We start from the raw sequence: 21041 nt of genomic DNA, 5'->3' as shown, positions 1-21041 counted from the left end.
TCGGCGATTTGCTCCTCAACCGGCTGCCGCCACCTTCTCCCCGCAGGTGGGGAGAAGGGGATATGCCGCGCCGTTTTCCTCCATCCCGGATGGTCGGTTTGGCAGGTCCCCTCTCCCCGCTTGCGGGGAGAGGGTTAGGGTGAGGGGCAATCGATCACCCGCGCGGCACGCGCTTCGTCAGCTTCAGCTTCTCGCGCACCTCGGCCGGGCCGATGACGCGCGCGCCCATGCTCTCGACGATGGTGACGGCCTTGTCGACGAGCTGCGCGTTGGTGGCGAGCTCGCCCTTGGCGACGTAGAGGTTGTCCTCCAGCCCGACGCGGACGTTGCCGCCGGCGAGCACCGCGGCGGCCGGGTAGGCCATGGCGTTGCGGCCGATGGAGAAGGCGGAGAAGGTCCAGCCCGCCGGCACGTTGTTGACCATCGCCATGTAGGTGTTGAGGTCGTCCGGCGCGCCCCACGGAATGCCCATGCACAGCTGGATGAGCACCGGGTCCTCGATCAGGCCTTCCTCGACGAGCTGCTTGGCGAACCAGAGATGGCCGGTGTCGAAGGCCTCGATCTCCGGGCGCACGCCGAGGTCCGTCATCAGCTTCGCCATGGCGCGCAGCATGGACGGCGTGTTGGTCATCACGTAGTCGCCGAGCGAGAAGTTCATCGTGCCACAGTCGAGCGTGCAGATTTCCGGCAGGCATTCGGCGACGTGGGAAACGCGTTCGGTCGCGCCGGCCATGTCGGTGCCGTTGGGGTTGAGGGGAAGGGGCTGCTCGACGTTGCCGAAGATCATGTCGCCGCCCATGCCGGCGGTGAGGTTGAGCACCACGTCGACCTCGGCGGCGCGGATACGGTCGGTCACCTCGCGGTAGAGGTCGTTGCGGCGGCTCGGCGCGCCGGTTTGCGGATCGCGGACATGACAATGCACGATCGCCGCGCCGGCCTTCGCGGCCTCGATCGCCGAGTCGGCGATCTGCTTCGGCGAACGCGGCACGTGGGGGGATTTGCCGGCGGTGTCGCCGGAGCCGGTGACGGCGCAGGTGATGAAGACGTCACGGTTCATGGCCAGGGGCATTGTCGTTCTCCCAGTATTCTCGTTGGGCCCATTACGAGCCAAGAGAACGTGCGATGCTTTCACTTTTCGGATCCATCCTTGACAATCCGAGAAGCCGCGCCGCAGGATCGCGCCATGCTCGACCCCTCTTCGGATACGCTCGACATCGACATCCTCGTGCTGCCCGAGACGAACCTCATCCTCGTCGCCTCGGTCATCGAGCCGTTGCGCGCCGCCAACCGCATCTCCGGCCAGGACCTCTACCGCTGGCGGATCTTCTCGCCGGACGGTGCGCCGATCGAGACGCGCAGCCGCATTCCCGTGCCCGTCGACGGCCCGTTCCGGCCGGAGAAGGAGGCCCATCCGCTCTTCGTGCTCTCCTCCTATCAATGGCAGGCGAGCGCGACGCCGCTCCTGCGCCGGCAGCTCTCGCAGACGGCGCGCCATCGCACGATGATGGCCGGCATCGAATCGGGAAGCTGGCTGCTGGCCGAGGCGAGCCTGCTCGACGGCCATTCGGTGACGATCCACTGGGAGGACATGGAGGAATTCGCCTCCCGCTATCCGCAGATCGCCGTCATGCGCGAGCGCTACGTCATCGACGGCAAGCGCATCACCACCGGCGGCTCGCTGCCGACGCTCGACCTGATGCTGGAGGTCATCCGCCGCCGGCAGGGCTATTCGCTGGCGCTCGAGGTCTCGCGGCTCTTCATCTACGAGCACGAGCGCACCGGCGGCCTGCTCCAGGTGCCGGCGCTCGGCAACATGCGCGTCGCCGACCAGCGCGTCAGCCAGGCGGTGCGGCTGATGGAGGAGACGGTGGACGCGCCGCTGACGCTCTCGCGTCTAGCAAGGCGCGTCGGCATCAGCGCGCGGCACCTGCAGGACCTGTTCCAGGAGGCGATGGGCGTCGCGCCGCACCGGCATTACCTGGCGCTGCGCCTCAACGCCGCGCGGCGCAAGGTGATCGAGACCAGGGCCGAGTTCGCCGACATCGCCGCGCTCACCGGCTTCAACTCCTCCTCGGCCTTCTCGCGCAGCTACCGCGCGCACTACCACGAGAGTCCGACGGAGACCCGGCGGCGGCTCAGGACCGGGGTGAAGGGCTAGCTTCTCAGAGGCCGACCGTCGCCGGGGCGTCGCCGATATGTTTGAGGCCTTCGAACAGACCTTCCTGCAACCTTTCGCGATCGTGCGGGGTAAGGGAGGCCAAGCTTCTGCCGAGCGCTTCCCGCCAGGCCTTGCCTCTCTGCCATGCATCCGAATAGGCAATCGTGAGCTCCACATGCCGGCGCAGATGCAGGAGCGCTTCGACAAGGGCGCTCGCCTGCCTCTTGTCCTTCTCGCTCTTTTCAAGGCTGCTGCCGTCGATGAGCCTGCGGCTTGCGACGATCAGCTTGTGTACGGTGAAGCGCTCGGGCGCGGGAACAAGGACAGGAACGCCGGCCTTGTGCAGCAGCACGCTGCGCACCGGTTGATGGATGAGGAAATCGAGGAAGCGCAGGGGCGTTGCCGCCGCGCCGCCGAGGGCGGGCATGCGGGCCGGCTGCTCCTCGTTCTCGTCCGAGCCCCGGTTCGGTGTCAGGAATTCGACCATGAAGCCGCTTTTTGCCCGGAACTGCGTGGCCTGGGTGCTCCCATTGCGATGGGGTATCTCGCGGAACGATTTGTCGACGCTGCGGATGACCTGAAGAACCGGGGGAATGCTGTCTTCCACTGCCGCAGACACGGAGTGGAACTGGGCAAAGTCGGCGTCGCCGGTTTGCAGGCTGGCTTTGTCAAAGCGAACGCCAAGCAGCCCCGGATAGGCCTGAAATGCGGTCGTGCCGACAAGGACGGTCCGCAAACGGAAGAGGCCAGCATTCGCAAGAGCCTCGACGACATCCCCGGCGATGGCGTTGGGCTGCGGCAGATAGGCTTCCCGCACCAGCGTGGAGACCAGTTTGTGCCTGGCCTTGATGTCGGCTTTCAGGTCCTTGAAGCGCTCGACACGGCCGGAAATCTCGGGGTCTTCGGCAGGGCCGACATAGGATCGCTTCTTTCCGCCGGCACCGTCCGGCGTATCGAAATACCAATAGGCGCGATCGTTGACCGTGACCGGGACGAACCGCCCCTCCGGCGGAAAATCGCTCACGAACGCACCGTCGAAACAGCGTTGCGTCAACTCCGAGAACAGGGTCTGGTAGGCGATGTCTATCGGTTTCAACATGGGGCGCATTATACCATTTCTGCGAAAAAGGTATAACCGATTCCCGTTGATTATACCTTTTTCGCAAAAATGGTATAATGCCGGGAAAACCCGTCAAAGTGCTTTCCGGCATCTTCATCCTCTCGTCGCTATCGCAAAAATCTGTTCCGCCGCCTGCCGGGAGAGCGCGTCGCGCGGCCAGACGAGGCTCAGCGGTTGCCGGTAGGCCGGATCGAGCGGCAGGAGCGTCGGGGGCGGGCTGATGTTGGCGACGGACTGTTCCGGCAGGACGGAGAGATGGCCGTGGCGGAGCACGAGGTTGATGATGACCGGGATCGAATCGACCTCGACCAGCGTCAGGCGGGCGCGTTCCGCCGGGGACAGCGTGGCTTCGAGGAAGCGGTCCGTCATCTGCCGCAGGCCGCTGCGCGGGCTCGGCACGGCGACGGGATGGCGGCGCAGCAGCGCGGCAAGGTCCTGCCCTCCGGTTCCGCCCAGCGCACGCGGGCCGGCGAGGGCGAGTTGCGCGCGGCCGATCAGGCGGCCCTCGAATTCGGCGGGATAATGGTCCGTGTCGAGGAGGATCAGGTCGAAACGGCGGTTCTTGAGGCCCGAGACGAGCTCGTCCGCCGTCGTGGAGGAAAGGAAGAGCGGCTGGCGGGGCCGGGCCGCGCGCCATTCGACGGCGAGGCGGGCGAGCATGGCGGCGATCTCGCTTTCGTGGCCGAAGGGGATGACGGTACCGAGCCGCCAGGTGGCGGCGTTGCGGCGGAAGCGCTCGGCGGCGGCGGCGGAGAGGGCGTCCCAGGCCGTGGCGATGCGCTCGGCGAGCGACAGGACCTCGAGGCCGGCTGGCGTGCAGCTTATGCCCGTCCTCGAACGCTCGAGCAACCTGCAGCCGACCGTCTCCTCCAGATGGCTGAGCTGGCGGGTGAGCTGCGGCTGGCCGAGGCCGAGGCTCTTGGCGGCGGCGTTGATGCTGCCGGCCCTTGCGGTCGCGGCGAAGCGGGCGAGGGCGGCGAGCGAGACGGGAGGCGGCATTGCCGAACCCTTGCCGAGGGCGGCGAGCGCCGCGCCGGCGCGGGCGATCTCCGCAAAGCGCGGCAGGCGGGCCTCGGCGTCGAGCGTCGGCACGAGCGCCCGGCCGTCGCGGCGCACCAGCGGCACGGACAGGGCCGCCTCGACGCGGCGGAGCGCGGCGCTGGCGCTGGAGGCCGGGCGCCCGGCCGCGGCGGCTGCCCTGCGGATGCCGCGTTCTTCGAGAATGCTGTGCACAAGGCAGAGGGTGGATAGATCCACGGGAGGGTCCTTCGGCTTCCGTCTGTTCGGCTTATAGCATAAGCCGTGCGGATTTTGGGATATACGTTTGGCCTGCGTTCCGCATAACATCCCCACCCGGTTTCCACGCAATTCCGGACGGATAACCGTTCGGCCTTTCCTGGGATTGCTTCCAAAACAGGCTTTCCGCACCATGCCCGCTTCCGCCGACACGCTCCATCTCACCGGCCAACCGCTCGATTTCGCCGCGCTGGAGGCGATCGGCACCGGTGCGCGCCGTCCGGTGGCCTGCGAGATCGGCATGGGGCGCGTCGCCGAGGCGCGCCGCGTCGTCACGGATCGCCTCGCCGCGGGCCTGCCCATCTACGGGGCCAATACGGGCGTCGGCTCGATGAAGGACAAGCTCTGGACGGCGGACGATCTCGTCGAATTCAACGACAGCCTCGTCAAGGCGCATCATTTCGGCACCGGCGAGCCCTTCTCCCTGCCGATCGTGCGCAAGGCGATAGGCATCCGCGTCAACACCGCGCTCGGCGGCTATTCCGGCTGCAGCCCGGACCTGATCGGCGCCTTCCTCTCGCTTCTCGAAAAGGACGTCGTGCCGGTGGTACGCCGTCACGGCTCCATGGGCTGCGCGGATATCGGCCTGATGGGGCAGGTCGCGGCGGTGCTGACGGGCGAGGGCGAAGCGTGGTACGGCGGCGAGCGGCTGGCCGCGGCGGAGGCCCTGAGACGTGCCGGCCTGCAACCCTATCGCATGCAGCCGCGCGACGCGCTGGCCGCGCTCAGCGTCAATGCGATCTCGCATGCCGCCGCCGCCAATGTGCTGCGCGAGGCGGCCAAGGCGATCCGCAACCTCATGGTGACGGGCGTGCTGTCCTCCCAGGCGCTCGGCGCTTCCGCCGATCCTTGGCGGGTGGCGGCCCGGCTGTCCGCCCATGGCGAGGCGCTGGCGGGCACATGGTTCGAGGCGCAGGCCGCATCGGGCCATTGGCCAAAACCCTCGGCGATCCACGATCCGCTGAGCCTGCGCATGACCGCGCAGGTGTTCGGCGCCTGCCTCGATACGCTGATGAATGCCGCCGAGCGCATCGTCGAGGCGACGGCGCAGCCGGACGACAATCCGGTGGTTCTGGACAACCACGTGATGGCTTCCGGCGGTTCCCTGCCGCTGTCGGCCACGCTCTATGTCGAGGCGGCGCAGACGGGCTTCGCGCACCTCGCCCGCAACGTCCTGAACCGCTGCGTGCTGCTTTCCAACGGCGTGCGGCGCAACCTGCCGGTCAACCTCGTCGCGCCCGGCGAGACGGCGACGGGGTTCGGCCCGCTCCTGAAGCTCGCGGTCGAGCTCTACATGCGCATCCAGTCGCTTGCCGTGCCGATCTCGGCACAGTCGATCGTGGTGGCCGGCGGGCTGGAGGAGGAGGCGACCTTCCTGCCGCTCATCGTCGAGCGCATGGAAAGCCAGGTGCGGGACCTGCGCCAGCTCGCCGCGCTCGAAGCCCTGCTGTCGGCGCAGGCGATCGACCTTGCCGGCGACAATGTCGAGGGCGTCGCGGCTCTCGCCTACCAGCGCACGCGGGCGATCAGCCCCTTCTACCGCAAGGACCGGCCGCTTTCCGCCGAGATAGAGGCGCTCGACCGCGACCTTGCAAGCCCCGATGCGCTCGCCGCCTTCATGGATGCCGCGCCCATGGCCGATCTCGACGGCTTCTTCGCTTTGAAAACCTGACGGAGGCACGGAAATGGCCGATTTCGATCTCGTTCTGAAAGGCACCGTGGTCCTGCCGGATCGCCTCGTCGAGGGCGGCCATGTGGCTGTACGGGACGGCAGGGTGGCGCATGTCGGGCAGGGCGCCATGCCGGCGGCGAGGGAGCGGCACGACCTTGCCGGGGCGCTGATCCTGCCGGGCGCGATCGACGCCCAGGTCCATTCGCTCTCGCAGAAGGACCAGGAGGATTTCATCTGGTCGACGCGCTCGGCGGCGGCGGGCGGCGTGACGACCATCGTCGACATGCCCTACGACGAGGGCAACCTCGTCTGCTCGGCCGAGGCGGTGAGGCGCAAGATCGATCATGCCGCGTCACAGGCACGCGTCGACTTCGCGCTCTATGGAACGGTCGACCCGGAAGAGGGGCCGGCGCGCATTCCCGAGATGGTCGGGGCGGGCGTCGCGGCCTTCAAGTTCTCCACCTTCGGTACGGACCCGAAGCGGTTCCCGCGCATCTCTGCGGCGCTGCTGGAGGAATGTTTCCGCGCCATCGCGCCGACCGGTTTGGCGGCCGGCGTGCACAACGAGGACGACGAGGCGGTGCGTGCGGCCATCGCCAGGGTGAAGGCGGCCGGCATCACCGACTGGCGCGCGCACGGTCTCTCCCGCCCGCCGCTGACGGAACTCATCGCCTCCTGCCAGATCTACGAGACGGGCGCGGCGACCGGCTGCCCGGCGCATGTGGTGCACTGCTCGCTCGGCCGCGGCTACGAGATCGCCGCCGCCTACCGGGCGCAGGGGCACCGGGCGACCATCGAGTGCTGCATCCACTACCTGACGCTGGACGAGGAGAACGACGTCGCCCGGCTCGGCGGCAAGGCGAAGATCAACCCGCCGATCCGCCCGCGCGCCGAGGTGGAAAAGCTCTGGCGGCATGTCGCGGCGGGCAATGTCACCCTCGTCTCCACCGACCATGTGAGCTGGTCGGAGGATCGCAAGACGAACCCGGACATGCTGGCGAACGCCTCCGGCGTGCCGGGGCTGGAGGTCATGGTGCCGCTCTTCGTCAAGGGCGCGCTGGAGCGCGGCATTCCGCTGACGCGGGCGGCCGAGCTGATGGCGCTGAACCCGGCCCGCCATTTCCGGCTCGATCACGTCAAGGGCGCGCTGGAAGCCGGCAAGGACGCCGACATCACCGTGCTGACGCCCGAACCCTATACCTATGACGCGGCGCAAAGCGGCCACAACGTCGTTGGCTGGTCGCCCTATAACGGCATCAGGCTGCCGTGGCGCGTTTCGGCGACCTGGCTGCGCGGCAGGCTGGCCTTCGACGGCAGGAAGGTTCTTGCCGAACCGGGCACCGGCGCCTTCGTGCGGCCGCCGCCGACGCTCGTTTGCGCGGAGGCCTGACGATGGCCCGCCCGACCAATCTGCCGGTCGATCCTGCCCATATACAGGATGTGATCGACGGGCTTGCCCGGCTTACCGAGCCCGGCCGGCCCTATACACGGCGTGCCTTTACCGCCCTGTTCCCGGCGGGGCGGGATTTTCTTGCCGAAAGGTTTCGGGCCGCGGGGCTCGAAACGCGGATCGATGCGGCGGGCAACCTGATCGGCCGCCGTCCGGGCAGGACGCCCGGCCTCGGCACGATCATGCTCGGCTCGCACTCGGACACGGTGCCGGACGGCGGGCGCTACGACGGCATCGCCGGTGTCGCGGTGGCGCTCGAAGTGGCCCGGGCGCTGGCCGACCAGGGCATCGCGCTCGACCACGACCTGGAGGTCGTCGATTTCCTTGCCGAGGAGGTCTCGATCTTCGGCGTCTCCTGCATCGGCAGCCGCGGCATGGCCGGCGTGCTGCCGGAAGACTGGCTGACCCGCGCGAGCGGCGGGCTGACGCTGGAACAAGGCATCCGCGATGCGGGCGGCGATCCGGCGCGCATTGCCGCGCAGGCGCGCAGGGACATCGCGGCGTTTCTCGAACTGCATATCGAGCAGGGGCCGGTGCTGGAAACGGAAGGGCTCGACATCGGCGTGGTGACGGCGATCGCCGGCATCACGCGCATCGAGATCGTCGTCGAGGGGCGGGCGGATCATGCCGGCACGACGCCGATGGGAAACCGGGCCGATGCGCTCGCCGCCGCCGCGCGGCTGGTGACGGGCGTCGAGGCGCTGGCGAAGTCCCTTTCCGAAGGGCCGAGCCACTTCACCGCGACGGTCGGCGAGTTTTCCATCGAGCCGAACGCCGCGAACGTCGTTCCCTCCCGTGCGCGCCTCCTGATCGATGCGCGGGCGGAGGACCGGGTGTCGATGGACCTCTTCGCCGCGTCCGTCGAGCGGCTGGCGGAGCAGATCGCACGCGAGACGGGAACCGTCGTCGAGGCGCCGCTCCGCATCTCCGACAACATGCCGACGCCCGGCGATCCGCTGCTGCTCGACGTGCTGGACGCCGCCTGCGAGGCGGCCGGCGCCAGCCATCGCCGCATGGCTTCCGGTGCCGGACACGACACGGCCTTCATGGCGAAGGTGACGCGCTCGGCGATGATCTTCGTGCCGTGTCTAGGCGGGCGCAGCCATGCGCCGGAGGAATTCGCCGAGACGGACGACATCGCGCTCGGCGCCGCGGTTCTTCTTAACGCAGTGATTCAGCTGGACGAAAAACTTCAGGAAGTGATTCAGGAGGGCGCCTGATGGGCCGGATTCTAAAGGAAAAAGACGTCGAGGCGGCGGTCAAGGGCGGCTCGGTCTATGCCGCCGGCGGCGGGGGCTGGGCCGATCACGGACGGATGCTGGGCTATGCCGCGGTCTCGATCGGCAAGCCGGAGCTGGTCTCCATCGACGAGCTTGCCGACGACGACTGGGTGGCGACGGCGGCCGCCATCGGCGCGCCGGCCTCGACCACACCCTGGGAGATGCGCGGCGTCGACTATGTGAAGGCGGTGGAACTCCTGCAGGAGGCGCTGGGCGAGAAGGTCGCCGCGCTGATGGTGGGGCAGAACGGAAAATCCTCGACGCTGAACGGCTGGCTGCCCTCGGCCATCCTCGGCACGAAGGTTCTCGATGCCGTCGGCGACATGCGGGCGCATCCGACGGGCGACATGGGGTCTATCGGCATGGCCGGCTCGCCGGAACAGATGATCCAGACGGCGGTCGGGGGAAATCGCGACGAGAACCGCTATATCGAGCTCGTCGTGCGCGGCGCGACGGCGAAGGTCTCGCCGATCCTGCGCACGGCCGCGGACCAGTCCGGCGGCTTCATCGCCTCCTGCCGCAATCCGCTGCGCGCTTCCTATGTGCGCCGGAACGCGGCGCTCGGCGGCATCTCGCTGGCGCTGACGCTCGGCGAGGCGATCATCGCGGCGGAAGGCAAGGGCGGTCCGGCGGTGATCGACGCCATCGTGAAGACGACGGACGGGGCGATCCTTGCCGAAGGCACGATCACCGACAAGTCAGTGGTCTATACGAAGGAGGCCTTCGACATCGGCACGGTGGCGCTGGGTGCGGGCGACAACGCCACGGTGCTCCATGTGATGAACGAGTACATGGCGGTGGAATCGGCGGGCGGCGAGCGGCTTGCGACCTTCCCGGACGTCATCACCACGCTCTCGCCGGAGGGCGAACCGCTCAGCGTCGGCCAGTTGGAGGTGGGGATGAGGGTCTTCGTGCTGCATGTGCCGAAGACGATCATCCCGCTCGCATCGAGCGTGCTGGACCCGACGGTCTATCCGCCGGTGGAGAAGGCGATGGGGATCGAGCTGGCGCGGTATGCGCTTGATGGCTGAGCGGGCTTGCCCCTCACCCTAACCCTCTCCCCGCCTGCGGGGAGAGGGGACTTGCCACACGAACCGCCCATGGCTGGGGAAACCGGTGCGGCATATCCCTTCTCCCCGCTTGCGGGGAGAAGGGATATGCCGCAGGCGGATGAGGGGCAGTGCCCCTGCGAAACGAACAGGAGACGACCATGCCCAGACCGAACCCGCGCCACCCCAATTACCCCATCCCCGGCGGCCCGGAGCTCCGGGCCAAGGGCTGGCGGCAGGAGGGGCTGCTGAGGCTCCTCGAGAACGTGCTGTCGGTCGGGGAGGACCCGGACAATCTCGTCGTCTATGCCGCGCTCGGCAAGGCGGCGCGCAACTGGGCCTCGCACCGGGCCATCGTCAAGGCCTTGAGCGAGATGGAGGAAGACCAGACGCTTCTCATCCAGTCCGGCAAGCCGGTCGGCCTCCTCAGGACCCATGCGAAGGCCCCGCTCGTCATCATGGCGAACTGCAACATCGTCGGGCAATGGGCGAAGGCCGAGGTGTTCTACGAGCTCCAGCGCAAGGGGCTGATCTGCTGGGGCGGGCTGACGGCCGGGGCGTGGCAGTATATCGGCAGCCAGGGCGTCATCCAGGGCACCTACGAGATCTTCATGCGCATCGCGGAGAAGCGCTTCGGCGGGAGCCTTGCCGGCCGTTTCATCCTGACGGCGGGCCTCGGCGGCATGGGCGGGGCGCAGCCGCTCGCCGGCCGCATGGCGGGCGCGGCGATCCTTTGCGTCGACATCGACCCGGAGCGTGCCGCCAAGCGCAAGGCCGTCGGCTATCTGGAGCATGTGGTGCCGGACCTCGACACGGCGCTGTCGATGGTCGACGCGGCCGTCAAGGAGAAGCGCGCGACCTCCATCGGCCTCGTCGGCAATGCGGCGGAGGTCTATCCGGAGATCGCCCGGCGCGGCATCGTGCCGGACATCGTCACCGACCAGACCTCGGCGCACGACCTCGTCTACGGCTACGTGCCGAAGGGCATGAGCCTCGATCAGGTGAAGGGCCTGCGCGAGGACGGGCAGGGGCAGCTGATGGCGGCAAGCCGCGCCTCCATCGTGGAGCATGTCTCGGCCATGCTGGAATTCCAGAAGCAGGGGGCGGAGGTCTTCGACAACGGCAACCTCATCCGCACGCAGGCGCGCGATGGCGGCGTGGCGAACGCCTTCGACATCCCGATCTTCACGGAAGCCTATCTGAGGCCGCTCTTTTCGCGCGCCATCGGGCCGTTCCGCTGGATGGCGCTGTCCGGCGAGGAGAGCGACATCGCGCGGATCGACGACCTGGTGCTCACGATGTTCCCCGACAACCGGATCGTCACCAACTGGATCCGCCTCGCGCGCGAGAACATCCCCTTCGAGGGCCTGCCGGCGCGCATCGCCTGGCTCGGCCACGGCGAGCGCACGGACCTGGCGCTCGCGGTCAACCGGCTGGTCGCGGCCGGCGAGCTCAAGGGGCCGGTCGCCTTCTCGCGCGACCATCTCGATGCGGGCGCCATGGCGCATCCGAACATCATGACGGAGCGCATGAAGGACGGCTCGGACGCCATCGCCGACTGGCCGCTGCTCGACGCCATGCTGCTCTCCTCCTCCATGGCCGACCTCGTCGTCGTCCATTCCGGCGGCGGCGGCTATGCCGGCTACATGACGAGCTGCGGCGTCACGCTGGTCGCGGACGGTACACCGGCGGCGGCCGAGCGGCTGGAGCATGCGCTGACGAACGACACCGCGCTCGGCGTCATCCGCTATGCGGACGCCGGATACGAGGAGTCGCTGGACGAGATCGCGAAGAAGGACATCGGCTACGTGCCGGTGGGCTGATGCCGGAGGAGCGCAATGCTGTTCAAGGCGAAGGTGCTTGAAGGGATCGCAAGGGGCGAGGTGACGCTCGCCTTCCGCCGCTGGTCCAGGCCCGCGGTCCGCCCCGGCGGCACCTTGCGCACGGCCGCTGGCGTGCTCGCCATCGACAGCGTCGAGAGGGTCGACCTTGCGGCCGTTTCGGACGCGGATATCCGCGCGGCGGGCCATGCCTCGCGCGAAGACCTCGTTCGCGGCCTTCGCCCGGACGGCGATCTCTACCGCATCGGCTTCCATGTCGCGGGCAGGGACCCGCGGGAGGACCTGCGCGAAAACGACACGCTCGGCGCCGCCGAGATTGCCGATCTCAGGAGCCGCCTTGAGACGCTCGACCGCGCGGCTGCCTGGACGGGCGCCGTGCTTTCCATGATCGCGGAGCGGGATGGCCGGACGGCCGCGGAGATGGCGGAGCGGCTCGGCATGGAGAAGCCGGCGCTCAAGCGGAAGGTCCGTCAGCTCAAGGAACTTGGGCTGACGGAGAGCCTTGCCGCCGGCTACCGGCTTTCCCCTCGCGGGCGGGCCCTTGTCGGCGCCATTCGTCAAGGAACGTGAGAATGCCGGACCTAACTACCTGAAATGTCGAGGTCGGGCGTAAACCTTGCATTTAACATTTCGCGGTAATCTTCCGTTAGTAATTCCGTCCTGTATCGAAAGGATGGGGGCTTCGGTTTGTTTTGCGTGCGAGTGCCAATGCGTCTTTCCGTCCTTACAGCGGTCCTCCTCGGCTGCGCCTCCCTGGCAGGCTGTGCGTCGAGCACGACTCCCGACACCGCGCTCGCCATCAAGCCGTCGCGCGAGACGACCAGTTCCGTCGCCAAGGGCGGCGGCCCGGTGCCGGAAGTCGCCGTCGGCGAGAGCAAGGTGAAGGCGGACGGTGCGGAAATGCTCGCCTGGGCCGGGCCGGTTCCGGAAACCCATGTCTTCGAGACGGTGGCCAAGCAGGCGGCGATCCCGTCGGAACGGCCGGCCGACGCTTTGGCCGCCGAGGAGCCCTCGGAAGGGCGCTCGCGCAAGCGTTCGCGCGTCTACAGCCAGCAATTCCGCGATGCCCATCCCATCAATTTCGGTAAGCGCGCGCCGAAGCACTATCAGGTGCACGGCGTCGACGTCTCGCGCTGGCAGGGCGACATCGACTGGGTGAAGCTGCGCATGCAGGGCGCCAACTTCGCCTTCATCAAGGCGACGGACGGCGGCGATCACCTCGACCCGATGTTCCAGAAGAACTGGCGCCGGGCGAAGGAAGCGGGCATCAAGCGCGGCGCCTACCATTTCTTCTACTGGTGCCGGGTCGCCAGCTCGCAGGCCGAATGGTTCATCCGCAACGTTCCGAAGGATCCGGATGCGCTGCCGCCGGTGATCGACGCCGAGTACAACGGCGAGTCGCGCTGCAAGAAGCGCCTGACGCGCGCCCAGTATGTCGAGAAGATCAGGGTGTTCGCCGAGATTCTGGAGCGCCACTACGGCAAGCGGCCGATCATCTACACCGCGCCGGACTTCTATGCCGACAACCTTTCGGGCGAGTTGAAGGAATATCCTTTCTGGCTGCGCTCGGTCGCCGCGCACCCGTCAAAGCGTTATCCGAACCGCCGCTGGGTGTTCTGGCAGTATTCCGGTTCCGGCCTGTCGCACGGCGTCTCGGGCAAGATCGACCTCAACGTCTTCCACGGCAGCGAGGACGACTGGCACAACTGGCTGGCCGGCCAGTCGAGCTGACCCAGGCGTAGATCCGGGACCGCCTATTTCCGCTTCTGCGGATAGATCGTCTCGCCGCGTTTCAGCATCTCCACGAAGGTTTCGATCCTGCGCTTGCGGGCCGCTTCCGTCTTGAGGTTGTGCAGGCGGAAGGCGAGGGCGAAACGGTTCTGCTCCGTGAGCTTGCCGAGCATGTCCCTGGCCGTCGGCTCGGCATCGATGGCGGCCTGAAGGTCCGGCGGGATCTTCAGGTCCTTGCCGCTGCCATAGGCATTGTCCCAGCGGCCGTCCGCCTTCGCCGCCTCCACCTGCTTCAAGCCGTGCTCCGTCATGCGGCCATCCTCGATCAGCCGGCCGACCGTTTCCACGTTCTTCTTGCTCCACACGCTTTTCCGGCCGCGCGGACTGTAGCGCTGGAGGAAGCTCCTTGCGTCCAGCCCCTTGCGGATACCGTCGATCCATCCCCAGCACAGAACCACCTCGATCGCCTCCTCCGGATCGATGGACTTAAGGCCGGAGCCGCGTTTGTGGATCTTGATCCAGACCTCCGGCGCGGTGTCGTGGTTCTCGGCGAGCCAGCGGTGGAAGCTTTCCGGATCGGGAAACTCGCGGACATGGGCGGGGTCGATTTCCACAGGCGCCATCGTGTTCCTCCCGATTTCCGGCGAACGTGTCCTTCCTGCACTGGCCGTGCCGGCGCACGCCGACTAATGCCGAAGAAGTGATCCGGATGTTTCTTGCCAGCCCGCTTCCGGTTTGGCTAGCCATCGGACGTTCCTTCCTCATCTTCCCAAGGAGATCGTACAGAGAATGCCTACGGTGTGCACATTGTCGCGCAGAGCCTTCTTCCTGGGCGCCGCCGCGACGCTCGCGGGATGCGCAACCACGGAGACCTCGGTCAGGAATGCCCCGGTGCCGCAGAAGGTCAGCTATCCGATCGTGCCGGCGACGGAAGAGGAACTGGCGGCGCGCTATGCGGCCGTCGAGGACGCCGGCCATCTCATTCCGGCGATCCCCTACAAGGAGATCGACCCGAAATACTACCGCCAGCGCGTGAAGGACCCGACGGGGGAGGCGCCCGGCACGGTGGTCGTCGATACGCCCGGCCGCTTCCTCTACGTGGTGGAGCCGGGCGGCACGGCGATGCGCTACGGCGTCGGCATCGGCCGGGAGGGCTTTGCCTGGGAAGGCGAGGGCATCATCCACTGGCGCCAGCCCTGGCCGCGCTGGAAGGTGCCGGCGGACATGATCGCGCGCCAGCCGCACCTGGCGAAATACTCCGTGGAGAACGGAGGCATGGAGCCCGGTATCAGGAACCCGCTCGGCGCGCGGGCGCTCTACATCTTCCAGGACGGCAGGGACACGCTCTACCGGCTGCACGGCTCGCCGGAATGGAAGTCGATCGGCAAGGCGACGTCGTCGGGCTGCGTGCGGCTCGTCAATCAGGACGTGCTCGATCTCTACAAGCGCGTGCCCTATCACGCGCGCATCGTCGTGCACCAGGCTCCGATGGCGTCGGTCTGAGGCTAGGCCGACTTGAAGCGCGCCATCAGCTCGGCGCGGGCCGGGTCGGTCAGCGTGACGGCGGCGCCGAATTCGAGCGGGGTCAGCGCCGCCTCGTCCGGATAGACGATCCTGTTGCCGGTGATTTCGGCCGGCAGCAGCGCGATGACTCGGCTGTCGGTGGTCGGCGCGCCGTTGGCGATGTGCTCCCTCACCGCGTTCTGCGGATCCATCAGGAAGTTGAGCAGCGCGTAGCCGGCGGGCTTGTTGGCGGCGCTCGCCGGCATCGCGTAGAAATCCGACCATATCTCGCCGCCATCGGCGCCGAGCGTGAACTCGATCTCCGGAATGTCGCGGTTGAGCTGCGCGCCGTCGTTCGTCCAGCACATGGTCATCCAGGCGTCGCTCGCGCGCATCGAGGGCTGGTAGTCGCTGTTGACGGCATAGAGGTGGGGCTTGACCTTGATCAGCAGTTCCTCGGCTTTGGCAAGCTCCTCGGGCTTGACCGAGTTGAAGGAGAAGCCGAGGGAGACGAGGGCGTTGCCGATGGTGGTGAGCTGGTAGTCGTGCACCATGGCGCGCCCGTCCGCCTCCGTCATGGCGATCTCGAAGAATTCCTTCCAGCTGGCGACCTTCGACTTCACCCTGTCGGAATTGAAGGCGATGCCCGTCGTGCCCCAGTTCTTCGGCAGGGCATAGACCTTGCCGTCGACCGTGCCCTCGTCGATGAAGCGGGTGTTCTGGGTCTTCCGGTCGAAATTCGGGACCTTGGAGAGATCGAGCGGGTCGATGAGGCCGAGGCTGGCATAGGTGGAGATCGTGTAGTTGGTCGGGACGAAGAGGTCCCAACCGGCGCCGCCGGCCTGGAGCCTCGCCAGCATCTCCTCGTTCGAGCCGAAGACGTTCACCTCGACGGCAACGCCGGTCGCGGCGGTGAAGGCCTCGAAGGTCGCAGGGTCGTGGTAGTTCGGCCATGTGGCGAGCGACATGACAGAGCCAAGATCGTCCTGGGCGAAGGCCTCCGCGGCGAAAAGCCCGGGCTGGCGGGCGAGCACCGCCGCGGCAAGGCCGAGGCCGGTGACGGCGAGGAAATGGCGGCGCGTGACCGAACCGCGTTTCAGCCGCATGAATTCGTCCGTCAGGTCGCGGGCGCTGATCGGAGCATTCTCTCTGAACCGTTTCGACATCACACTGTTCCCTTGTTGTTATCACGGACCTGTTTCCCTCAGGCCGGAAGATATGCGCCGTACCGGGACCGAAGCTTATGGATGCCCTGCCCGCCCGCTGCGGCAAGGTCGTTTTCCGATCGGTCGCGGCGCCCGGCGGTGATCGGCAGCCGTCGGGGCGTGTGATGCCGGCAGGCTGCCATTATATACCCCGTGAGAGGTATTTTATCCGTAAATGGGCTGTGGAAGGAGTATACCCGGACAGGACGGCGGATCACCCGTCGTGCGGAAACGGGAAGCAGCAGGGCGATGCGGGTCGATTTCACGGCACTTTTCCGGACGCTCGCCGACTGGACCGGAAGGCCGGCGGAACGTTCGGACCGGCTGACGGGCGAGACCTTGCTGGCGATGATGCGCGCGCTCGTGCGCTTCGACGAGATGGTCATCTTCGCCTATCGCGACGAGGCCCGGCCGATCGACCTTTTCAGCACCTTCGACGCGGACGGCTACCACGTCTTCGTCACGCTCTACCAGGCCGGGCCATACCTCCTGGACCCGTTCTACCACACGGCGCGGGCGGGCCGGGCCGGCATTTTCCGCATGCGCGAGCTCGCGCCGGACCGGTTCTTCTCCAGCGAATACTATCGCACCTACTATTCGAAGACCCGGCTTGCCGAGGAGATCGGCTTCTTCGTGCCGGCCGCGGACGGCGTGACGGTGGTGGTCTCGCTGATGCGGCGGGAGAAGGCGGGGAGTTTCCCGGCCTCGGAATTTGCGCTGCTTGCCGATGCGGCGCCGTTCGTCGCCGCTTTCGTGCGCCGCGAATGGGGCGACCTTGCCGGGCGCTTTGCGGCCGGGCAGGGACGCAGCCGGCGCAGCGAGCCGGTGAGCGCGACGGACAGGGTCTGGCGCAAGCTGAACCTCACCGACCGCGAGGCGTCGATCATCGAGATGGTGTTGCAGGGTCACTCGTCGGAATCGATCGGGCTCAAGCTCGACATCTCCACCGGCACGGTGAAGGTCCATCGCCGCAACGTCTACCGCAAGCTCGGCATCTCCTCGCAGATCCAGCTCCTGTCGATCTATCTGAAGAATCTCCAGTCGTAGGCCGCCGGGAGGGAGGGGCGCCTCCTTCCCGGCGAGTCTTTTCAACGGCTTGCCGCCTCTTCCTGACGGACCGATTCCGGTCGCTCGGATTTTGATTCAGGCGACCGCGGCGAGTGCCGCCCGGGCCCTGGCGTCGATGATCTGGCGGGCGGCCTGGGCGGCTTCCTTGCCCTTGATGACGAAATGGTCGCGGAAGAAGGCGATATGGGCTTCCGATTCCTGGAAGTTGTGCGGGGTCAGAACGGCGGAGAGCACCGGCACGTCGGTCTCGAGGCCGACGCGCACGATGGCATCGACCACGGTGCCGGCGACGAAGTCGTGGCGATAGATGCCGCCGTCGACGACGAGGGCGACGCCGAGGATGGCGGAATACCGTCCGGTCCTGGCGAGAAGCTGGGCGTGCAGCGGGATTTCGAGGGCGCCGGGCACGTCGACGATCTCGACATCCTCGGCGCGGCCGCCGAGCGCCTGCCATTCGGCGACGAAGGACGCGACCGCCTGGTCGACGATGCCGGCGTGCCAGCGGGCGCGGATGACGGCGATGCGGGTTGCGGGATTGGCATTCACATTCATGTCTAGGCCTTTCAAGGGTTGCGCCATTTTTCAACGGTCCCCTTGGGCGAACATGCACGAGGCACGCGGGCCCGCCTTCCGGCGGGTGCCTCCTGCTTGCTCTCTTCCATCCGGACTGTGACCGTCGGCTCCGGCATCGCACCGGATCTGCTGACCCTTCCGTTTGAGCGGAAGGCGCTCGCGGGCTCCGGAATTGCTTCCGATACCGCCGGTGGGGAATTCCGCCCCGCCCTGAGAACGATGGGAGACTAGCGGCCCGCCGCCCGCAGATCAAATCCGCGGGCGACGGAAAGCGCGCGATTCGCGACAGATTTTTCCAAGCTTCGGCCGAGGCTTGGAATGAGCGGCTAATCGCGGATGATCAGGAGGTCGCCTGCGGTGAAGCGCAGCGTGACGGTGTCGCCGGCGGCCGGCGGCACGAGACCGGGGCTGTTGAACATGTCGAAGGAGATGATGCTGCCGCCGACATTCATGCGGGTGCGGATGACCGAGCCGAGGAAGTTGGAGGAGACGACCTCGCCGGTGAGCGCCGTGTCGCCCCTGGCGTCGGGGGCTATGGAGCCGGCTTCCGGCCGCAGCGCCAGCGAGACCGTATCGCCGGCCTTGGCGTCGCCGAGCGGCTCGCGCAGCGTCACGGCCTGGTCGCCGATCGCGACGCGGTTGGCCGCCGGGTCGACGACCCTGGCCTCGATGAGGTTCAGCGTGCCGACGAAGCTGGCGACGAAGCGGGTGGCGGGACGGTTGTAGATCTCGGCGGGCTTGCCGATCTGGTCGGCCTTGCCGGCGTTCATGACGACGATGCGGTCGGAGATCGACAGCGCCTCCTCCTGGTCGTGCGTGACGAAGACCGTGGTGATGCCGAGCTGCTGCTGGATCTGCCGGATATGTTCGCGCAGCGAGACGCGGATCTTGGCGTCCAGCGCCGACAGCGGCTCGTCGAGCAGCAGTATGCGGGGGCTGGGTGCGAGCGCGCGGGCAAGCGCCACGCGCTGCTGCTGGCCGCCGGACATCTGGTAGGGATAGCGGTCGGCGAGATTTTCCAGATGAATGAGTTTCAGCATCTCCTTTACGCGCGCCGCGATCTCGCTTTTCGGCTTGCCGGCAATCTTGAGGCCGAAGGCGACGTTGTCGAAGACGCTCATGTTCGGGAATAGCGCGTATGCCTGGAAGACCATGCCGACGTTGCGCCGCCTGGGGCTCAGATTGGTGAAGTCGCGGCCTTCAACGTAGATCGCGCCGCTGGTCGGGCGCTCGAAGCCGGCGATCATGCGCAGAATGGTGGTCTTGCCGCAGCCCGACGGGCCAAGCAGCGATATGAACTCGCCCTTGTTGAAGGCAAGGTCCACGCTCTTGACCACCTGGTTGGCGCCGAAAGTCTTCACCAGCTTTTCGATTCGCAGAAATTCTTCGGCCATTGTCCGGTCTCTAATCCTTTTGGGCAGTCTTCGGCGCGAACCGGGCGAGCAACTGGATCATGCCCATCGCCCCCCAGGTGACGAGCAGCGATATGATGGCGAGCGCCGATGGTTCGTAAGCACGATTGGTGCCGACGGTGACGAGGTAGGGGCCGAAGGCCGGCCGGTTGAGGAGGCTGGCGATGGTGAACTCGCCAATGACGATGGCCAGGGTCAGGAATGCGCCGGAAAGCACGGCCACGAGAATGTTTGGAAAGACGATGCGGGAGATGATCGACCACTGACTGGCGCCGAGGATTTGTGCCGCTTCGGTCAGCGTGCGGATATCGATCGTACGCATGCCTGTGTCCACGGCGCGGTACATGTAGGGCAGGGCCAACGTCATGCAGGCGCAGACGAGCAGGATATCCGTTCCCAGGGCCGACCCGGTGAAGGGGATCAGCGAACTGGAGTTGTAGAGCCTGATATAACCGTAAACCAGCACCAGCGCCGGGATTACCAGCGGCAGGAGTGTGATGAACTCCATGATCGGACGCAGCCAGGGCATGCGCAGACGGACGTAGTAGACGGCCGGTACGACGACGAGGATGCCGAGGACGATGGTGAAGGCGCCGATTGCCAGGGAGTAGGCGAAGCTCGCCAGGAAGCGCGGATCGGCGAAGACCGAGGCATAGGCATCGAAGCTGAGCTCGCCTCGGCGCATGCGCAGGGAAAAGATGAAGGTCGCGATGAGCGGGACGAAGAAGTACACCATGCTCAGGCCGACGACGATCCAGGCCCAGAGGCGGTTCTGTTTCATTTCATCCACCTTTCGGCCCGTTTTGCCGCCACCAAATAGATGATGTTGGTGATGGAGGTGATGACCACCATGCCGATGGCGAGTGCGGCTCCGAGACCGGGGTTCTGCAGAGCATCGCCGCGTATCTGGTTATAGAGCAGCACGGTGACGATGTTCAGATTGGATCCGGTCAGCGCCCAGGCCGTGGCGATGGCGCCGAAGGCATTGGCGAAGAGCAGCGAGAGCGTGCCGAGGAACGGCGGCCAGAGGATCGGCAGGCCGACATAGCGCCAGAAATGCCACGTGCTTGCGCCGAGCGTTTCGGCGGCCTCGCTCCATTCGCGCTTCAGGCCGTCCACGGCCGGCGTGATGATCACGACCATGAGCGGGATCTGGAAATAGAGATAGGTGAGCGTCAAACCCCAGAAACTGAAAAGGGTGAAGCCGGTGCGATACAGGTCGAAGCCGAATGCCTCGCGCAGTATGAGCGTGACGAGGCCGAGGCGTCCCAGCGTGGCGATAAATGCGAACGCGAGCGGCACGCCGGCGAAATTCGAGGCGACTCCGGAGAAAGTCATGACGGCGGCGCGCAGGCCGTGGGGCAGACGACCGCGGATCAGCGCCAGGGCGATCAGAAGACCGAAAATGGCCCCAAGCAAGGCGGATGCAAGGGATATCTGGATCGAAATCGTATAGGCGCGGACGATTTGGTCAGTGGCCAGACCGCGGATGTTGTCTAGCGTAAAATCGCCCGCACGATCGGTAAAGGCCTGGACAACCAGAGAGACGGTAGGCGCAGCCAGGAACATCAAGGCAAAGACGATGAACGGCACGACGCTCAGCCACTCCAGACCGAACCGGAGGCGAGAGCGCAACGGGATGGCAGGCCCGAAGCTATCCGGGCCTGTCGACATGTGCGCAGC

Annotated in this window: 19 protein-coding genes and 1 riboswitch; of the genes, 10 read left to right on the top strand and 9 right to left on the bottom strand. The window is 66.9% G+C overall.

The features are described from left to right. Positions 1 to 154 precede the first annotated feature (154 nt). Positions 155 to 1069 carry a 3-dehydrocarnitine:acetyl-CoA trimethylamine transferase BcoG gene (gene bcoG, locus ACIIOY_RS00745; RefSeq protein WP_411032689.1) on the bottom strand — a complete coding sequence of 305 codons (915 nt, stop codon included), beginning with the start codon at positions 1067 to 1069 and terminating at the stop codon, positions 155 to 157. Positions 1070 to 1183: 114 nt separating this feature from the next. On the opposite strand from bcoG, the gene ACIIOY_RS00740 reads away from it, so the two are divergent. Further along, a complete protein-coding gene (locus ACIIOY_RS00740; RefSeq protein WP_411032688.1) occupies positions 1184 to 2158 on the top strand; it encodes a GlxA family transcriptional regulator in 975 nt (324 codons plus the stop codon). A 4-nt stretch (positions 2159 to 2162) separates the two neighbouring features. Here the strand turns inward: ACIIOY_RS00740 and ACIIOY_RS00735 are convergent, their stop codons facing one another. Then, on the bottom strand, positions 2163 to 3254 hold the full coding sequence (locus ACIIOY_RS00735; RefSeq protein WP_411033041.1) for a nucleotidyltransferase family protein: 1092 nt from the start codon (positions 3252 to 3254) through the stop codon (positions 2163 to 2165). Positions 3255 to 3371: 117 nt separating this feature from the next. Beyond that, a complete protein-coding gene (locus ACIIOY_RS00730; RefSeq protein WP_411032687.1) occupies positions 3372 to 4535 on the bottom strand; it encodes a LysR family transcriptional regulator in 1164 nt (387 codons plus the stop codon). A gap of 172 nt (positions 4536 to 4707) precedes the next feature. Here ACIIOY_RS00730 and ACIIOY_RS00725 point away from each other — a divergent pair, with 172 nt between their 5' ends. The 7 genes from ACIIOY_RS00725 to ACIIOY_RS00695 all read left to right on the top strand — a co-directional run bounded on the left by ACIIOY_RS00725 (position 4708) and on the right by ACIIOY_RS00695 (position 13597). Next, positions 4708 to 6246 carry an aromatic amino acid lyase gene (locus tag ACIIOY_RS00725; RefSeq protein WP_411032686.1) on the top strand — a complete coding sequence of 513 codons (1539 nt, stop codon included), beginning with the start codon at positions 4708 to 4710 and terminating at the stop codon, positions 6244 to 6246. 13 nt (positions 6247 to 6259) lie between these two features. Then, on the top strand, positions 6260 to 7636 hold the full coding sequence (ertD, locus tag ACIIOY_RS00720; protein ID WP_411032685.1) for a hydantoin-5-propionate amidohydrolase: 1377 nt from the start codon (positions 6260 to 6262) through the stop codon (positions 7634 to 7636). 2 nt (positions 7637 to 7638) lie between these two features. Further along, positions 7639 to 8916 (top strand): Zn-dependent hydrolase, encoded by a 1278-nt coding sequence (locus tag ACIIOY_RS00715; protein ID WP_411032684.1) that lies wholly within the window; start codon positions 7639 to 7641, stop codon positions 8914 to 8916. Beyond that, positions 8916 to 10007, top strand: a complete 1092-nt coding sequence (gene ertC / locus ACIIOY_RS00710; RefSeq protein ID WP_411032683.1) for a thiohydantoin desulfurase — start codon at positions 8916 to 8918, stop codon at positions 10005 to 10007. Before ACIIOY_RS00715 ends, ertC begins: the two co-directional genes overlap by 1 nt. A 179-nt stretch (positions 10008 to 10186) precedes the next feature. Beyond that, positions 10187 to 11848, top strand: coding sequence for a thiourocanate hydratase (gene ertB, locus ACIIOY_RS00705; RefSeq protein ID WP_411032682.1), 1662 nt, complete (start codon positions 10187 to 10189; stop codon positions 11846 to 11848). Positions 11849 to 11863: 15 nt separating this feature from the next. Then, positions 11864 to 12436 carry a helix-turn-helix domain-containing protein gene (locus tag ACIIOY_RS00700; protein ID WP_411032681.1) on the top strand — a complete coding sequence of 191 codons (573 nt, stop codon included), beginning with the start codon at positions 11864 to 11866 and terminating at the stop codon, positions 12434 to 12436. A 138-nt stretch (positions 12437 to 12574) separates the two neighbouring features. Next, positions 12575 to 13597 carry a glycoside hydrolase family 25 protein gene (locus ACIIOY_RS00695; RefSeq protein ID WP_411032680.1) on the top strand — a complete coding sequence of 341 codons (1023 nt, stop codon included), beginning with the start codon at positions 12575 to 12577 and terminating at the stop codon, positions 13595 to 13597. Positions 13598 to 13620: 23 nt separating this feature from the next. On the opposite strand, the gene ACIIOY_RS00690 is transcribed toward ACIIOY_RS00695, so the two are convergent. Next, on the bottom strand, positions 13621 to 14220 hold the full coding sequence (locus ACIIOY_RS00690; protein WP_411032679.1) for a YdeI/OmpD-associated family protein: 600 nt from the start codon (positions 14218 to 14220) through the stop codon (positions 13621 to 13623). A gap of 166 nt (positions 14221 to 14386) precedes the next feature. On the opposite strand from ACIIOY_RS00690, the gene ACIIOY_RS00685 reads away from it, so the two are divergent. After that, positions 14387 to 15100 (top strand): L,D-transpeptidase, encoded by a 714-nt coding sequence (locus ACIIOY_RS00685; protein ID WP_411032678.1) that lies wholly within the window; start codon positions 14387 to 14389, stop codon positions 15098 to 15100. A 2-nt stretch (positions 15101 to 15102) separates the two neighbouring features. On the opposite strand, the gene ACIIOY_RS00680 is transcribed toward ACIIOY_RS00685, so the two are convergent. After that, complete coding sequence (locus ACIIOY_RS00680) at positions 15103 to 16266, bottom strand: polyamine ABC transporter substrate-binding protein (protein WP_411032677.1); 1164 nt, start codon at positions 16264 to 16266, stop codon at positions 15103 to 15105. A 288-nt stretch (positions 16267 to 16554) separates the two neighbouring features. Here ACIIOY_RS00680 and ACIIOY_RS00675 point away from each other — a divergent pair, with 288 nt between their 5' ends. Then, positions 16555 to 17352, top strand: a complete 798-nt coding sequence (locus tag ACIIOY_RS00675; RefSeq protein ID WP_411032676.1) for a helix-turn-helix transcriptional regulator — start codon at positions 16555 to 16557, stop codon at positions 17350 to 17352. A gap of 96 nt (positions 17353 to 17448) precedes the next feature. Here the strand turns inward: ACIIOY_RS00675 and ACIIOY_RS00670 are convergent, their stop codons facing one another. From ACIIOY_RS00670 to ACIIOY_RS00655, 4 genes are all read right to left on the bottom strand, one after another. Then, a complete protein-coding gene (locus tag ACIIOY_RS00670) occupies positions 17449 to 17925 on the bottom strand; it encodes a 6,7-dimethyl-8-ribityllumazine synthase (RefSeq protein WP_411032675.1) in 477 nt (158 codons plus the stop codon). 94 nt (positions 17926 to 18019) lie between these two features. Then, a riboswitch (FMN riboswitch) is annotated at positions 18020 to 18168 on the bottom strand. Between the two features lie 104 nt (positions 18169 to 18272). Further along, a complete protein-coding gene (locus ACIIOY_RS00665) occupies positions 18273 to 19340 on the bottom strand; it encodes an ABC transporter ATP-binding protein (RefSeq protein ID WP_411032674.1) in 1068 nt (355 codons plus the stop codon). A 10-nt stretch (positions 19341 to 19350) separates the two neighbouring features. Next, the gene (locus ACIIOY_RS00660) at positions 19351 to 20139 is read right to left on the bottom strand and encodes an ABC transporter permease (RefSeq protein ID WP_411032673.1); all 789 of its coding nucleotides are present in this window, start codon (positions 20137 to 20139) and stop codon (positions 19351 to 19353) included. Continuing rightward, complete coding sequence (locus ACIIOY_RS00655) at positions 20136 to 21032, bottom strand: ABC transporter permease (protein ID WP_411033040.1); 897 nt, start codon at positions 21030 to 21032, stop codon at positions 20136 to 20138. Before ACIIOY_RS00655 ends, ACIIOY_RS00660 begins: the two co-directional genes overlap by 4 nt. Positions 21033 to 21041: the final 9 nt, after the last annotated feature.

Origin of the sequence: Shinella agrisoli (assembly GCF_046557955.1) — a bacterium.
Lineage (GTDB): Bacteria > Pseudomonadota > Alphaproteobacteria > Rhizobiales > Rhizobiaceae > Shinella.
This window is presented reverse-complemented; position numbering and strand designations above follow the sequence as displayed.

Coding starts and splice junctions, on each gene's coding strand:
- ACIIOY_RS00685 (WP_411032678.1), top strand. CDS start 14,387: ATGCCTACGGTGTGCACATTGTCGCGCAGAGCCTTCTTCCTGGGCGCC.
- ACIIOY_RS00665 (WP_411032674.1), bottom strand. CDS start 19,340: ATGGCCGAAGAATTTCTGCGAATCGAAAAGCTGGTGAAGACTTTCGGC.
- ACIIOY_RS00695 (WP_411032680.1), top strand. CDS start 12,575: ATGCGTCTTTCCGTCCTTACAGCGGTCCTCCTCGGCTGCGCCTCCCTG.
- ACIIOY_RS00715 (WP_411032684.1), top strand. CDS start 7,639: ATGGCCCGCCCGACCAATCTGCCGGTCGATCCTGCCCATATACAGGAT.
- ertD (WP_411032685.1), top strand. CDS start 6,260: ATGGCCGATTTCGATCTCGTTCTGAAAGGCACCGTGGTCCTGCCGGAT.
- ACIIOY_RS00655 (WP_411033040.1), bottom strand. CDS start 21,032: ATGTCGACAGGCCCGGATAGCTTCGGGCCTGCCATCCCGTTGCGCTCT.
- ACIIOY_RS00725 (WP_411032686.1), top strand. CDS start 4,708: ATGCCCGCTTCCGCCGACACGCTCCATCTCACCGGCCAACCGCTCGAT.
- ertC (WP_411032683.1), top strand. CDS start 8,916: ATGGGCCGGATTCTAAAGGAAAAAGACGTCGAGGCGGCGGTCAAGGGC.
- ACIIOY_RS00700 (WP_411032681.1), top strand. CDS start 11,864: ATGCTGTTCAAGGCGAAGGTGCTTGAAGGGATCGCAAGGGGCGAGGTG.
- ACIIOY_RS00680 (WP_411032677.1), bottom strand. CDS start 16,266: ATGTCGAAACGGTTCAGAGAGAATGCTCCGATCAGCGCCCGCGACCTG.
- bcoG (WP_411032689.1), bottom strand. CDS start 1,069: ATGCCCCTGGCCATGAACCGTGACGTCTTCATCACCTGCGCCGTCACC.
- ACIIOY_RS00740 (WP_411032688.1), top strand. CDS start 1,184: ATGCTCGACCCCTCTTCGGATACGCTCGACATCGACATCCTCGTGCTG.
- ACIIOY_RS00675 (WP_411032676.1), top strand. CDS start 16,555: ATGCGGGTCGATTTCACGGCACTTTTCCGGACGCTCGCCGACTGGACC.
- ACIIOY_RS00660 (WP_411032673.1), bottom strand. CDS start 20,139: ATGAAACAGAACCGCCTCTGGGCCTGGATCGTCGTCGGCCTGAGCATG.
- ACIIOY_RS00670 (WP_411032675.1), bottom strand. CDS start 17,925: ATGAATGTGAATGCCAATCCCGCAACCCGCATCGCCGTCATCCGCGCC.
- ertB (WP_411032682.1), top strand. CDS start 10,187: ATGCCCAGACCGAACCCGCGCCACCCCAATTACCCCATCCCCGGCGGC.
- ACIIOY_RS00690 (WP_411032679.1), bottom strand. CDS start 14,220: ATGGCGCCTGTGGAAATCGACCCCGCCCATGTCCGCGAGTTTCCCGAT.